At 66.1% G+C, this 14050-nt stretch carries 11 protein-coding genes; 6 read left to right on the top strand and 5 right to left on the bottom strand.

Going from position 1 to position 14050, the window contains the following annotated elements; all coding sequences use genetic code 11:
* Positions 1–94: 94 nt before the first annotated feature.
* Entirely contained in the window at positions 95–1429 is a 1335-nt protein-coding gene (gene dnaB / locus C2847_RS07050) for a replicative DNA helicase (protein ID WP_105317733.1), read from the top strand.
* A gap of 16 nt (positions 1430–1445) precedes the next feature.
* On the opposite strand, the gene C2847_RS07045 is transcribed toward dnaB, so the two are convergent.
* Both C2847_RS07045 and C2847_RS07040 read right to left on the bottom strand, forming a co-directional pair.
* Positions 1446–2030: a protoglobin domain-containing protein gene (locus C2847_RS07045; RefSeq protein ID WP_105317732.1), complete on the bottom strand. Its 585-nt coding sequence runs from the start codon at positions 2028–2030 to the stop codon at positions 1446–1448.
* A gap of 158 nt (positions 2031–2188) precedes the next feature.
* On the bottom strand, positions 2189–6667 hold the full coding sequence (locus tag C2847_RS07040; protein ID WP_105317731.1) for a glutamate synthase-related protein: 4479 nt from the start codon (positions 6665–6667) through the stop codon (positions 2189–2191).
* Between the two features lie 160 nt (positions 6668–6827).
* On the opposite strand from C2847_RS07040, the gene C2847_RS07035 reads away from it, so the two are divergent.
* The 3 genes from C2847_RS07035 to C2847_RS07025 are packed head-to-tail and all read left to right on the top strand — an operon-like array spanning position 6828 to position 9484.
* Positions 6828–7538, top strand: a complete 711-nt coding sequence (locus C2847_RS07035; protein WP_105317730.1) for a (Fe-S)-binding protein — start codon at positions 6828–6830, stop codon at positions 7536–7538.
* Positions 7528–8910: a LutB/LldF family L-lactate oxidation iron-sulfur protein gene (locus tag C2847_RS07030; protein ID WP_105317729.1), complete on the top strand. Its 1383-nt coding sequence runs from the start codon at positions 7528–7530 to the stop codon at positions 8908–8910. The genes C2847_RS07035 and C2847_RS07030 overlap by 11 nt, the downstream gene beginning before the upstream one ends.
* Before the next feature lie 4 nt (positions 8911–8914).
* Positions 8915–9484, top strand: a complete 570-nt coding sequence (locus C2847_RS07025) for a LutC/YkgG family protein (RefSeq protein WP_105317728.1) — start codon at positions 8915–8917, stop codon at positions 9482–9484.
* On the opposite strand, the gene lepB is transcribed toward C2847_RS07025, so the two are convergent.
* Both lepB and C2847_RS07015 read right to left on the bottom strand, forming a co-directional pair.
* On the bottom strand, positions 9469–10275 hold the full coding sequence (lepB, locus tag C2847_RS07020) for a signal peptidase I (protein WP_105317727.1): 807 nt from the start codon (positions 10273–10275) through the stop codon (positions 9469–9471). The two genes, C2847_RS07025 and lepB, sit on opposite strands and share 16 nt — an antisense overlap.
* Positions 10272–11027 carry a patatin-like phospholipase family protein gene (locus C2847_RS07015; RefSeq protein WP_105317726.1) on the bottom strand — a complete coding sequence of 252 codons (756 nt, stop codon included), beginning with the start codon at positions 11025–11027 and terminating at the stop codon, positions 10272–10274. The genes lepB and C2847_RS07015 overlap by 4 nt, the downstream gene beginning before the upstream one ends.
* Positions 11028–11075: 48 nt before the next feature.
* Between C2847_RS07015 and C2847_RS07010 the strand changes: the two genes are divergently transcribed.
* Both C2847_RS07010 and C2847_RS07005 read left to right on the top strand, forming a co-directional pair.
* Positions 11076–11852, top strand: coding sequence for a serine/threonine-protein kinase (locus tag C2847_RS07010; protein WP_105317725.1), 777 nt, complete (start codon positions 11076–11078; stop codon positions 11850–11852).
* 1 nt (position 11853) lies between these two features.
* Positions 11854–12882, top strand: coding sequence for a hypothetical protein (locus C2847_RS07005; RefSeq protein ID WP_105317724.1), 1029 nt, complete (start codon positions 11854–11856; stop codon positions 12880–12882).
* A 40-nt stretch (positions 12883–12922) separates the two neighbouring features.
* Here C2847_RS07005 and C2847_RS07000 read toward each other — a convergent pair whose 3' ends face one another.
* Positions 12923–14029: an N-acetylmuramoyl-L-alanine amidase gene (locus C2847_RS07000; protein ID WP_105317723.1), complete on the bottom strand. Its 1107-nt coding sequence runs from the start codon at positions 14027–14029 to the stop codon at positions 12923–12925.
* Between the last annotated feature and the right edge of the window lie 21 nt (positions 14030–14050).

Below are 14050 nucleotides of genomic sequence, written 5' to 3'. Positions count from 1 at the left end.
CACGGCCGAGGCCTTGGGAAGGCATGGTTTACCTTGGGGATAGCCCCCTGGCAAAACCCGGGGAGGTGGGCGTAGCCTGATAAGGCCTATGGGTATGGAAGGCCGTATTCCCCCCCACAACCTCGAGGCGGAACAGAGCGTCCTGGGGGCCATTCTCCTGGAATCCGATGTGCTGGACGAGCTGGAAGGCCTCCTCCCCTCCCCGGAGGCCTTTTACGCGGAGGCCCACCGCAAGATCTACGCTGCCATGCAGGCCCTAAGGTCCCAGGGCAAGCCCGTGGACCTGGTGACCCTGGCGGAGGAGCTATCCCGCCGGGGGGAGCTGGAAAGCGTGGGTGGGCCGAGCTACCTGGCCCAGCTCTCCGAGGCCACCCCTACCTCCGCTTACGCGGAGCACTACGCCCGCATCGTGGCGGAGAAATGGACCTTAAGAAAGCTCATCCAGGCGGCAGGCGAGGCCATGCGCCTGGCCTACGAGGAGGCGGGAAGCCTGGACGAGATCCTGGACACCGCGGGCAAGAAGATCCTCGAGGTGGCCCTGGCCCAGACCGACACCGAGGCCCGCTCCATGCGGGAGTTGATCCACGAAACTTTCGAACACATCGAGGCCCTCTTCCAGAACAAGGGGGAGGTTTCCGGGGTTCGCACTGGCTTCAAGGAACTGGACCAGCTCATCGGTACCCTGGCCCCGGGCTCCTTAAACATCATCGCCGCCCGCCCCGCCATGGGAAAGACCGCCTTTGCCCTCACCATTGCCCAGCACGCCGCCCTGAAGGAAGGGGTGGGGGTGGGGATCTACTCCTTGGAGATGCCCGCCTCCCAGCTCACCCTGCGCATGATGTGCTCGGAAGCCCGCATCGACATGAACCGGGTGCGCCTGGGTCAGCTCACGGACCGCGACTTCTCCCGCCTGGTGGACGTGGCGGGAAGGCTTTCCGAGGCTCCCATCTACATCGACGACACCCCAGACCTCACCCTGATGGAGCTCAGGGCCCGGGCCAGGCGGCTTAGAAGCCAGTACGAGGTGGGCCTTCTCATCATCGATTACCTCCAGCTTATGTCCGGGCCCGGGGCGGGTAAGCAAGGGGAGAACCGGCAGCAAGAGATCGCCGCCATCTCCCGGGGGCTTAAGGCCCTCGCCCGGGAGCTCAACGTGCCCGTGATCGCCCTAAGCCAGCTTTCCCGGGCGGTGGAGGCCCGACCCAACAAGCGCCCCATGCTCTCGGACCTCCGGGAGTCGGGCTCCATCGAGCAGGACGCCGATCTGGTCATGTTCATCTACCGGGACGAGTACTACAACCCCCACTCCGAGAAGGCGGGGATCGCCGAGATCATCGTGGGCAAACAGCGAAACGGCCCCACGGGCACGGTGGAGCTCCAGTTCCACGCCGCCCATGTGCGCTTCAACGACCTGGCCCGGGAGCCCTGAGGAAGGTTGGTGGGGTTCATCCCGGGCCTCCCCCCTGGCCTGTGCCCAGATGGGGGGGTGCAAGCAGGGCCGCCGCCCCTTCGGAAAGCGCCCGCCGGAGGTCCCGGTGGCCCAGGGCAAGGCCCAGGGACAGGGCCTCGAGGTAACTCTCCTCAACAAGGGCGATCTCTATGGCAACGATCTTCTCAAAAGCCTCCACCGCGCCGTAGACCTCCGGGCCACGGAGGGCGGTGCGCAGGTGCTCGAGGGAAAGCTCCTGCACAATCCCCATGGCGGGGATCATGGCCCGGGGGCCGATGCCGAGCCTGGCGTGCACCAGCCCAATGCGCCTACGCCCTTCCGCGTAGGCACGGTCGTAGGTGCCCGAGAAAAGCTCCCCGTACCAGCGGGCAAAGGTTCCGTAAAGCCTTTCCACCCTGCCGGGCACCGCGTGGAGGATCTCCGCCAGCTCCGGATCCCGCCCCAGGTAGTCGTAGAAGGCTAGGGCCACCTCGGGGGCGATGGGAACCATTACCTGGCCCAGCTCCCGCAGGAGGGCAGCGTGGGCCTCGGTAAAACCGGTGCGCCGCTTGAGAAGATCGAGGAGTTTGCCCGGGTCCACAGGACAAATGTACCCTGGAACCCCCCGCGCCGTCTACGCAAGCACACCCTGGGGCAGGAAGCGCCTTATACCCTTTTACGCTGAGCCCTTCCCTCCCCCACCCAAGGCCCTACCCCACTCATTTACCAGGATCCGGACGGTCTCCGCGTGGGGTGGTATTACTCGGTGCTCACCCCCTGCTCCACCTGCTGGCTCACGGGTTCCACCATGCGGAAGTGCTGGGCGGGGTCCTCCAAAAGCTTCTCCAGCCGGCTCGCCTTTTCCTCCCGCTTGGCCTCCCGAAGGACGCGGATGTAGGCGGAAAGGAGCTCCCGCACATCCTCCACCCCCCTCAGGTCCAGGGGCTTCACCGCCACCTTGGCCCCCTTGGCCAGGCGGCGCTTCATGGCCTCCTCCGTAAGGCCCATCTCCGGCCAGTGGCGCAGGTAGACCCGCCCCCCGGTCATGCCCGAGCAGATCCAGGGCCCGGGGTCCCCCAGGACCAAGGCGCGCCCCCGGGTCATGTACTCAAAGGCGAACCCCTTGGCCTGAGCCCGGGCGGCCAGGTTACCGAGGTCGTCCCTAAGGGGGCGCTCAGGCTCCCCGCCCAGAACCACATCTGCCCCGGAAAGGCGGATGCCGAAGCGGCTATCGGCCATTCCCTCCACGATGAGGAGGCCCCCGATGGCCCCATAGGCGAAGCTCTTGCCCACGGAGCCATCCACATAGGCCCCGTAGGGATTGCGGCCCTTGAGGATGGCCACGGTGCCCCCAAAGGCGCTCTTGGCCACCCCGTCCTGGGCGCCGCCTTCTACTACCACCCTCATGCCCTCGAGGTTAAAGGCCGCCAGGCCATTCCCGGCCACGCTTCCCGCGTCAAACCGGAGCTCCACCTCAGCGTCGAAGCCCTTGCCGTAAAGGCGCCTCCTGGCGATCTCCCCCGCCAGGTGGGCGCCCAGGGCCCGGTCGGTGGAGTTCACCGGCCCCTCCTGGAAGACCAGCTTTCGGCTTCCCTCCCCATAAGCCCCCATCACCACCTCGGTGATGGTGCGGGTGAGCTGGTTCAAGGGTTTCCTGAGCACATGGGCCGAGGTGTCCTGGAGCCACTCGGGCTCCTCCACGGGCAGGAAGAAGTAGGAGAGGTCCAGCTCCTCCAGGTGGTCCCGCTGGTAGAGGAGGTCCACCCGTCCCCTCAGTTCCCGAAGGGAGCGGGCCCCCAAGGCGGCCACCAGCTCACGCAGGGCCTCCCCCTTGGCCTCAAAGAAACGGGTGAGGTGCTCCACCGCCCGGTCCAGGTCCTGGGGCACGAAGCGCTTCAGCCCGTGGGCCAAAGCCTCCTCCAGGGTCTCGATCTGGGTGGTGATGCCCACGTGGCAGGTATCCAGCTGGCATCCCCGGCAGATGGTGCAGCCGATGGCCACCATGGCCATGGTGGCCATGCCCACCCGGTCCGCTCCCAGAAGGACCATGCGGAGCACGTCGTAAGCGGTCTTGAGGCCGCCGTCAGCCCAGATCTCCACCCGGTCGCGAAGCCCAGCCCGCACTAAAGCCCGGTGGGCCCGCCGCACCCCGATCTCCACGGGAAGCCCCGCGTACTTGAGGGCATGGAGCCTGGCCGCCCCCGTCCCCCCCTCGAACCCCGAGAGGGTGATGACATCCGCCCCCGCCTTGGCGATCCCCACGGCGATGGTGCCGATCCCGGGGATGACGGGCACCTTCACGGAAACCAGGGCCTTGGGGTTCACCGTCTTCAGCTCTTCGATGAGCTGGGCCAGGTCCTCGATGGAGTAGAGGTCGTGGTTGTTGGAGGGGCTGATGAGGTCCACCCCGGGCACGGCGTTGCGGGCGGCGGCCACCTTGGCGGAAACCTTCTTCCCCGGCAGGTGCCCTCCCTCCCCCGGCTTGGCCCCCTGGCCGATCTTGATCTCGATGACCGTGGCGGAGTTCAGCATGTAGGCGTGGACGCCAAACCGGCCCGAGGCCACCTGCTGGCCGCGCCAGTGGGTGTACTTGCCCAGCATATCGGGGATCTCCCCACCTTCCCCGTTGATGCACAGCATGTTGAGGCGCTTGGCCGCCTCCACGTAGGCGCGGAAGGAGGCCTCCCCCTGGGACCCGAAGCTCATGGCGCTGATGACAAAGGGCAAGGAGTGGCCCCCCACGGAGAGGTCCACCTCCTCGGGGGAAACCTCGCTCCTTTCGGGGAAGCGCACCTCCAATAGCTGCCTCGCCGCCACCGGGCTTTCCCGCTCCAGGGAGCGCACCTTTTCCTGGAAGTGGCTATAGGGAGCCTGGCCGCTTGCCACCTCCTGGGCCGCCTTGTAGATCCTGGGGTTGAAGCGGAAGTCCTTGGCGGGCATGACCTTCTCCGCCCGGAAGAAGCCCTCCCGCTCCAAGAGGGTCCGCTCCAGCTCCAAGAAACCGTAGCCCCCCGTATCAGAGCCCAGGAAGTTCCGGGTGCCGAAGTAGTCGGCCAGCTCCGGCTTGAGGCCGATGGCGCTGAAGATTTTGCCGTAACCCCGAAGCTCGTGGATGCCCATGGTGGAGATGACCTTCTCCAGACCCTTGCGCAGGGCCTCGAGGACACCCGCCACCCCCTTCCTCCCCTCCAGGGCCCGGGCCTTCTCCTCAAGAAGCCAGGGGGCCACCGCCTCCGCCCCCAGACCCAGGAGGAAGGCCACGTCGTGCAGATTCCTCACCCCTCCGGAGTGCACCAGGATGGAGGTGCGCCTCCTCAGGGCAATCCCCTCGGCATCCCGCTGCATGAGGGCCCGGTTCACCGCCGCCACCGCCAGGCCGATATCGATCCAGATCCCACCCTGGAAGGCCTCCCAGTCGGAGAGGATGAGGACCTCGGCCCCTTCCTCCACCGCCTTAACCGCCTCCTCCTCCAGGCGCTTAAGCCCAAGAAGAAGCCCCTCCTCCACACCGAACTGGGGCACGAGGGTGGCGGTCTTGAAGCGGGACCTCACCTCTCTTAGGGTCAGGGTGCCGAAGCTTTCCGCAAGGCCCTGGTCCTCCTCCAAGACGATGGGCAAAAGAAGCTCCTCCACCTTGCCCCCACCCCGTCCGTCGGGAAGAGGGCGCCGGCCCAGGAGGGTGCGGGTGGAGAAGTGCTCGATTTCCCGCTCCCGGTCGATGGCCGGGTTGGTCACCACCGCCACGGTCTCCTTGAAGAACTCGGCGAGGTTGGGCTTCTCTGGGTTCAAGGCGGCCAGGGGACCGTCGTAGCCCAGGGAGCCGATGGGCTCGTTGCCGGTCTTGGCCAGGGCCTCGAGGTAAGCTCCATCCCACCGGTCCCAGCCGAAGGCTCGCTCCAGGCCCAAGGGAGAAGGGGCAGGCCTTTCCTCCACCTGGGGTTCGCTCCCCCCGGCCACCGGGGGTGGGGCCTGGCGGATGGGCCCCGAAAGGTGCACCCGGTACCCCGCCACCGGGGTGCGGGCGGCGATCCGCTCCAGCACCAGGCGCTGGTACCGGTCGAAGGGATAGACCTTGGGCCCTTCCGGGGTGAGGCGCAGATACACCTTTTCCCCGGGGGCCAGGGGCTTGGGTTCACCGACAAACTCCTCGGCGTTGAAAACCCCCCTTTCCGAGGAGAAGACAACCTCGTAGGGGGTTTCAAACTGCCAAAGGGGCCTCAGGCCCATGGCATCGGTGGCGAAGACCGCCTCGTCCCGGTGGCGGCTCACGATGGCGGCGGGCCCCTGGGCCAAGGGGCCAAAGCGCTGGCGCAGGGCCAGGTAAAGGTCCTGGAGCTCAGGGGCCAGGCCCTTCACCTCCCCCAGGACAGGGGGAAAGACCAGGTCCATGGCCTCGGGCAGGGAAAGCCCGTAGCGGTAGATGAGCCCCTCCAGCATGCGGTTTAGGTCCTGGGAGTCCGAGCCCCCGGTGCGGGGGATGCCCAGGAAGTCCAGCTCCCGCCTGAGGCGCTCAATGGTGTTGATCTCCCCGTTGTGGCCAATAAGCCCAAAGGGCTGGACCTGCTCAAAGGTGGAGAGGGTGTTGGTGGAGTAACGGTTGTGGCCAAGGGCGATGGCGCTTTTGAACTCGGGCCGGGAAAGCTCGGGGTAGTAGCGCTTTAGAAGCTCCGCCGCCCCCCGCACCTTGTAGACCACGCTGTAGGTGGAGAGGGAGACCACGTGAACGGGGAAGCTGGCCTCGAGCCTCAGGCCCAGCTCCCACAGGGGACCGTCCCCATCGGGGCTGAGCCCCGCCACCTGGAGGAAGATGGGCTCCGTGCGACGGCCCACGGGGCCCAGGACCTCGCTCACCACCTCCCCCCGGCGGAAGAGGACCGGGCGCACCCCAAGCGGCTGGCCCTCCCGCCTCAGGAGCTCGTAGAACTCCTCGAGGCGCCCCTCCTCGCTTTTGGGCAGGAAAAAGTGCCCCACGAAGAAGCGAGGGTTAAAGGCCAGCTCCGGCCCGAGCCCCGCCTCCTCCAGGAAGCGGGCCCATAGCTCCCGGGGGATATCGGTCTGGATGCCTGTTCCATCCCCTTCTCCCCGGATGGCCCCTGCCCGGTGGGCCATGCGGTAAAGGCTTTCCAGGGTCCTCCGCACGATCCGGTGGGAGGGCTTGCCGCTTTTCTCCGCCATGGCGATGATGCCGCAGGCATCCTGGCCTAAGGGGATATCCGGGTAGGCTTCCTTCCAGGTCATCTTGGGGCTCCTTCTTTACGCTTGGGGTTTGGTTTAGGCAAAGGTATGCGCGTCGTTCCCGGGATTATACACCCCCGGGGGGGTAGGGTCAAGGCGTTGTTCCAACCCCCGCGGGCGGTCAAACCCCCCTGGCCCAGCCAAGCCGTTAGTATAGGGGCAAATGCGGGTAGCCCTCTTCGTCACCTGCCTGGCCGACCAGTTCTATGCGGAAGCGGGGATGGCCACTGTCCGGCTTCTTCGGGCCCTGGGGGTGGAGGTGGACTTCCCCCAGGAGCAGACCTGCTGCGGCCAGCCCGCCTTCAACGCCGGCTACTGGAACGAGGCCCGGTCCCTGGCCCGGCGAACCCTAGGCATCTTCCAAGAGGCTGAGTACGTGGTCCTGCCCTCGGGAAGCTGCGCCAGCATGGTGAAAAACCACTACCTCGAGCTTCTTCCTGGGGACGAGGAAGCCCTTAGGCTTTCGGAGAAGACCTACGAGCTATCCCAGTTCCTGGTGAGGGTGCTGGGCGTGACCGAGCTGGGGAAGGGGCTTCAGGGGAAAACCATAGCCTACCATCACGGCTGCCACGCCTTAAGGGAGCTTGGGGTCAAGGAGGAACCCCTTTTGCTCCTGAAAAACAGCGGGGCGGAGATCCTCCCCTGGGAAGCGGCGGAGGAGTGCTGCGGCTTTGGGGGGCTCTTCTCGGTGAAGCTTCCCGAGGTCTCCCTGGCCATGGCCGACCGCAAGATCTCCACCCTGCCCAAGGCGGATGCCCTCACCTCCACGGACGCCGGGTGCCTCCTCCACTTAACCGGGCGCATGGGCAAGCAGGGAAGGAACATGCGGGTGGTTCCCCTGGCCACCCTTCTATGGGAGGCGTATGCAGGTTAAGGCCAAGCTCTACCCCAAGGAAGCCGCCAGGCTCTTAAGGGAACACCCCGGGGTGCGGGAGGCGGTCACAGGAGCCACCCTGCACTTTGAGGCCAACCGCAAGAGGGCCTACCAGGAAATCGACGCCGAGATCTGGCGGGAAAGGGCCAGGAGGGTCAAGGACCACCTCCTTACCCACCTGGACCATTACCTGGAGCTGGCGGAAAAGAGGCTACAGGAAAAGGGCGTCCGGGTGTACTGGGCGGAAGGCCCCGAGGAAGCCCACCGCATCCTGAGGGAGATCGTGGCCCGCCACGGGGTGAAGCGGGCGGTGAAGGCCAAGAGCATGCTCACGGAGGAGTTGGGGGTGAACCCCCTTCTGGAGTCCCTGGGGGTGGAGGTGTACGAAACCGACCTCGGGGAATACCTGATCCAGCTCCTGGGGGAACCTCCAAGCCACATCGTAGGCCCGGCCATCCACCTGGCCCTTTCCGACATCCAAAGGCTCTTCCATGGGCGCTTCGGCACCCCCCTGGACGCTTCCCCTGAGGCCCTGGCCGCCGTGGCCAGGAAGGTTTTGCGGGAAGCCTTCCTCACCGCCGACCTGGGCATCAGCGGGGCCAACTTCCTGGTGGCGGAAACCGGTACCCTGGCCCTCATGGAGAACGAGGGGAACATTCGCCTTTCCACCAGCCTCCCCAGGGTGCACGTGGCCTTCGTGGGGATCGAAAAGCTCCTTCCCCGCTTCGCCGACCTGGCCCTCTTCCTCCCCCTCACCGCCCGGGCGGCCACGGGGCAGCGGCTTTCCACCTACGTCTCCCTCATCCAGGGCCCGGCGAAGGAGGGAGAGGAGGGGCCTAAGGAGGTCCACGTGGTCCTGGTGGACCACGGCCGCACCACCCTTCTCCACGACCCCGAGGCCTGGGAGGTCTTGCGGTGCCTCCGCTGCGGGGCCTGCCTCAACGCCTGCCCCGTTTACCGCCAGACCGGGGGGCACCCTTACGGCTACGTGTACTCGGGGCCCATCGGGGCGGTCTTGGACCCCGGGCTTCTGGGCCTCGAGGACACCTACCCCCTTCCCTACGCCTCCACCCTCTGCGGGGCCTGCTACGAGGCCTGCCCGGTGAAAATCCCCATCCCCAAGCTCCTCCTCACCTGGCGGAAGCGGGCGGTGGAGCGGGGCCTCGCCCCCACCTGGGAAAGAGGCGCCATCCAGGCCTTTTCCAAGGTGATGCAAAGCCCAAGCCTCTACCGGTTCTTCTCCAAGGCCCTAAGGGGCCTTCCCCTGCCCCAGGACCTCCTTCCCCTTCTTAAGGCCTGGACCGAGGGACGGGGTCCCTTACGGCCCAGCCCCAAGCCCTTCCACCAGCTTTGGCAGGAACTCAAGGAGTAAGGCCATGGACGCCAAATCCCGCATCCTAAGCCGCATCAGGCATGCCCTTAAGGGCATGCCCAAGGCCCTTCTCCCCGAGCATCCCCACCCGGCCCTTGCCCAAGACCCCGCGGAGCTTTTCCTGAAGCGCCTGGCGGAGAATGGGGCCGAAGGCCACCTCGTGGATAAGGAAGGGGCCAGGAAGCTTCTTGCCGACCTGGCCCAGGGACTTCCCGGGGCCGCTTACGGCAAAGGGGTACCCGATGCCTTCCGCCTCCTGCCGGAGCTTCCTCCCGAAGAGGCCCCCTTAGGGGTTTCCCGGGCCCTCTTCGCCGTGGCGGAAACGGGTACCGTGGCCCTCTCCTCGGAGGATGGCAGGAGGGTCCAGCTCTTACCCCCCGTTCACCTGGTCCTGGTGGAGGAAGAGAAGGTTTATCCCAGCCTCCTCGAGGCCTTTTTGGACCTAAAATCCTTTCCCAGCGCCATAGGCCTTCACTCCGGCCCCTCCAAAAGCGCCGACATCGGCCAGGTGATGGTCAAAGGGGTGCACGGCCCCGGCCGGTTGGTGGTGGCCGTGCTTCAGGGCAGTTGGTAGGCAGAAGGCGGGGAAAGCCTTCTAAGGTTCAGGCGAAGCCCTCCCTCATCCCGCACAAAGATGGGCCACCACACGAAGCTGGCCCTGCCAGCGATGGCCTGCAGGGGCACGGGTCCAAAGGTGCGGGAGTCCTCAGAACCCCCCAGGGTACGGTTATCCCCCATGACGAAGTAGTACCCCTTCTTGAGGCGGATCCTTCCCACCTCGCAGGCCTCGGTCAGGCGGCTTCGGGCCAGGACCTCCTCCGAAGGAGGCAGGAGCATCTCCTTAAGGGGCCTTAGGTAGGCGGGCAGAAGCTCCACGGGGAAATCCCCCTGCTGGGTAAGGATCCGGGTCATGCGCCCGTCCTTGTAGCATACCCCTGGGAAAGAGTCGGGCCAAGGAGCGATGCGGTCGGTGATGTGCCTCTCGTCCAGGGGCTTACCGTTGATGTACACCACCCCCCGCTCCACATAGACCTCGTCCCCGGGCACCGCCACGATGCGCTTGATGAAGAAGGCCCTGAAGCTAAAGCCCAGGATGGGAAAGCGGGCGGTGGCGTTTGGGGTACCCTCCGGAGGTTTCAGGATGGCGATCTCCCCCCTTCGCCACTCCATCAGGCCAAAGCGCACCAACCACGTTTCCCACTTAGGCACCAGAACCCGCTCCCCGTTTTGCAGGGTGGGAAACATGCTTTGCCCCACCACCCCCACGGTGGTGAAGACAAAGGTGGTGACCAAAAACGCCACCAGGAGGGCTTCTCCCACCTGGCGGAACCACTCCTTGAAAAGATACTCCCAAAACGCCTTCATACCCCTCCTACTTTACCCCCTATCGCCTCCCCTGCCGCCTTGCGCCCCGCCTCCACGATCTCCTCCAGACGGCGGAAGTCCTCAATGCCCACCCCCGCCAGGCTGGGCCTCACGTACACCTCCGGGGCATACAGGGTGAGGCGGACCGAGGTGAGATGGAACTGCATCAGGTCCACCGCCCGCCGGGCCAGGGCCAGAAGGCCCCTGGGAGCTCCTGCCACCTCCCGCTCCGGCGTTACATCCACGGCCCAGACCTCCGTGGCCCCCAGGGATCGGGCCGCATCCACGGGAAGGTTATCCAAAACCCCGCCGTCAAAAAGGAGCTGCCCTTCCCGCTCCACCGGGGCAAGGAGCCCGGGATAAGCGGCGGAGGCCAGGACGGCGCTGGGCAGGTCCCCTTGGGTAAGAAAGAGAAGCCGCCCCGAGACCACGTCCACGGCGGTGACCGCCAGAGGCTTTTTCAACCCGTCAAAGCTTGGGGGAAGGTGCTCTGCCAGAAAATCCCTAAGCTTCCTGCGGGAAAAAATTCCTTCCCTTGGGGAGAAGCCCAAAAGCCCCAGCCAGGGAGTCTTGTGGGCAATGGCCAACATCTCCGCCGGGGTCTTGCCCGCGGCAAAAAGCGCCCCCACGATGGCCCCCATGCTGCTTCCCGCCACCACCTGGAAGTCCAAACCCGCTTCCAGGAAGACCTCGAGGGCCCCGATGTGGGCAAGCCCCCTTGCCCCCCCACCGGAAAGCGCCAAGCCACGCACGCCAAAATCCTAACGGCTTCTGGGTGAAAGAGGTGAGGGCTGGATATAGTGGAGGCGGTGAGCCTGGCGGGGAGGGTCCTTCTGAACCGGTACCGGGTGGTGCGCCCCTTGGGCCAAGGCGCCTTGGCCACCGTCTACCTGGCCTTCGACCGCTTCGGCACCCCTTACGCCCTCAAGGTCTTCCCCCAGGGGGCCGAGGCCAGGCGCAACCGGGAGTTCTGGGTAGGGAAGCAGCTTTCCCACCCCAACCTGAACCCGGTTCTGGAGAGCCTGGACCTGGAGGAAGGCCCCGCCCTCCTCCTGGCCTACGCCCCTGGGGAGGAGATGGGGCGCTGGATGGGGCGCCGCCCCGAGCGCCCTCGGGCCTTATACGTCTTCCGCCAGCTCCTCCTGGCCTTGGCCCACATGCACGGCAAGGGCCTGGTGCACCGGGACGTGAAGCCGGAAAACATCATCGTGGCGGGAACGGACGAGGCCAAGTTGGTGGACTTTGACCTCTCAGGGCCGGCCCTCGAGGCCTTCAAGAAACCCTTAAGGGTGGGTACCCTTCCCTACCTGGCCCCCGAACAGGTCCTGGGACAAAGCCCGGGTCCTGAAGCGGACGTCTACGCGGCGGGCATCATCCTCTACTGGATCCTCTCCGGGGAACACCCCTTTGTGGGTGGGCCGGAGGAGGTCCTCCTCAGCCACCTCCAGGAACCCGTTCCCCCCGTCCCTGGCCTGCCCCCTCCACAACAGGCCTACCTGGAACGCCTCCTGGCCAAGTCCCCAAAGGAACGGTTCCCCTCGGCCAAGGAGGCCCTCGAGGGGTTCCCCTTCCCCTGAGATGGCCACCTGCCTGATCCTTTCCACCCTTCTGGGCTCCTCCCTTTTCGCGGGACTGGGGGAGGTGACGGTGGGAAGGCTTTTGGTGGAAGGGGGCCACCGGGCCTTGGCGGTGGCGCAAAGCAGCGCCTATGCCTTGGTGAAAGAGGAAAACTCCGCCCTTTACGACCTTGCCCCTACCCCGGACGGGTACCTGGCCGTGGGTCACGTGGGAGAAGCCCTCCTCCGCCTGGAGCTGGACCCCCAGGGAAACCCTGTGCGGGCCCTGGCCGGCGGTCGGGGCATCCTCTGGGGCACGGATGGCCGATTCGCCTGGGGAGGATATAGGGGCCCTGGGGGTTGGGAGGCTTTGGCGTTGGACCTGGTCGCGGAGAGGGCCATCCGCCTTCCCTTGCCCGGCCAGGGGTACGCCTACGGGGGCCTATACCGCCATGGCGCCCTCTTCCTGGTGGGCCGGGTGGAGGGGGAAGGGGGGTTTGACGGCTTCTTCCTGGGCCTAAGGGCCAGGGATTTCCTAGGGGAAGGGGGCTGGGCTTACGGGTACCAAAGCGGCTGGCCGGGAAACGACTACCTCCGCTTCCTGGGAGAAAGGGGAGCGGTGGGCCGGCTCGAGGCGCAAGGGGACTCCGAGGGCCTCCTTCTGGACTGGCTAGGCCTTAGCCAAGGAAAGGCTCGACTGCTTCGTCGCCCCGGCTTTGACTACCTCAGGGCCTGGCACGGAGCCTTCCTGGTGGGGGAGGCGGAGGTGGAGGGGGTTTTAGAGGACCTTTGGATTGGGCCGCAAGGAGGCCGGTACGGGGGCGGTCCCATGGCCTCCCTGCGCGCCCTGGATCCTCCTTTTGCCTACGGGTACTCGTATCGCTTACTTTTCCAGGGGGAGGGTATGGTCCTAGACCTAGGGGAATACAGGGGGAAACCCCTCGCCTACCGCCTCGAGGCGCTCACGCTTCCGTGGCGGCCCTTCAAGTCCCGGGCGCTTCCCCTTCCCTTTCCTGGAAGCCCCTCTCCTGGCAAGCGGTGGCCGGGCTAAAAGTCCAGCCCTGCCCCTGATCCCTCGGCTCGGCCCGCCCTCACCTGGCATAGGCTCCGTTGGCCAGGAAGGTGAGGATGCCCGCAAGAAGCCCCTGGGCCACCTTCTCCCGGTAGGCGGCGTCGGCAAGCTGCCTTCCCTCCACCGGATGGTCCCCGAAGCCGATCTCCACCAACACCGCAGGCACCTTGGCGTAGCGAAGCACGAAGAAATCACCGGGGAAGGTCCCACGGAAGGGGCTTCCCGTGGTCTGGGAAAGCTTCCTTCCCAAGGTTTCCGCCAGGCGCTGGCTGTAGCGCTGGTTGGCCTGGGCCACGATGTCCGAGAGGATTCGTTCCGCCACGCTCTGGGCCTCCTGGGTGAGGCGCTTGCCCAGCTCTCCCCCCCCGTTCTCCCGGATCACCTGGGCCAACACCCTCGGGTCCTGGGCCCGGCCAAAGTAAAAGACCTCCACCCCCCGCGCCGTACGGGTGGGAGAGGCGTTCACGTGGACGGAGATGAAGAGGTTCACCTGGGAGCTATCCGCTAAAGCTGCCCTTCGGGAAAGGTCTTCCCGCTTATCGGGGGAAAGGTGGGCATCCCGATCCCGGGTGAGGCGGACCTCAATACCCTCCTTCTCCAGAAGGCGCCTAAGGCGCAGGGCCACGTCCAGGACCACCTCCTTTTCCACCACATACCCCACCATCCCCGGGTCTACCCCCCCGTGCCCCGGGTCCAGGAGGACCACGGGCTTGGGCGGCCTGGGCGGCCGGTTGCGGGGTGGGTCCAAGTTTACCTGGGCCGGCTTGGCCGGGGTGGAGGCCTCCTTTTTCAGGCTTAGGTCCACCACAAGCCGCTCCGGGTCGGAATAGCGGCGCACCGTGGCCTCCACTGCTCCCTTTAGGCGCACCACCACCCGCACCTGCCCTTCCTCAGGTAGGGTTTGGACGGAGGCCACCTCGGAAGAGTTCACCACCTGATCCAGGGAAGCTGCCTTTACCCCCCTCAGGATCAAGACCAGAAGGCCATTCTCCTGGGAAAGGGAGTGCTGGACCTCTTTGGAGGGGAGATCAAAGACCAGCCGGGTAAAGCCCTGGTGCACCCCAATGCGGGGAAAGGCCCAAGCCAGGCTCCATAGCCAGATACAAACCAGGAGGCATACCCGCATCTACGCTCATTCTAGCGGGAA

Source organism: Thermus tenuipuniceus, assembly GCF_002964845.1.
Lineage (GTDB): Bacteria > Deinococcota > Deinococci > Deinococcales > Thermaceae > Thermus > Thermus tenuipuniceus.
Note: the sequence above shows the minus strand (reverse complement) of the source record. Positions and strands in the feature narration are given on the sequence as shown.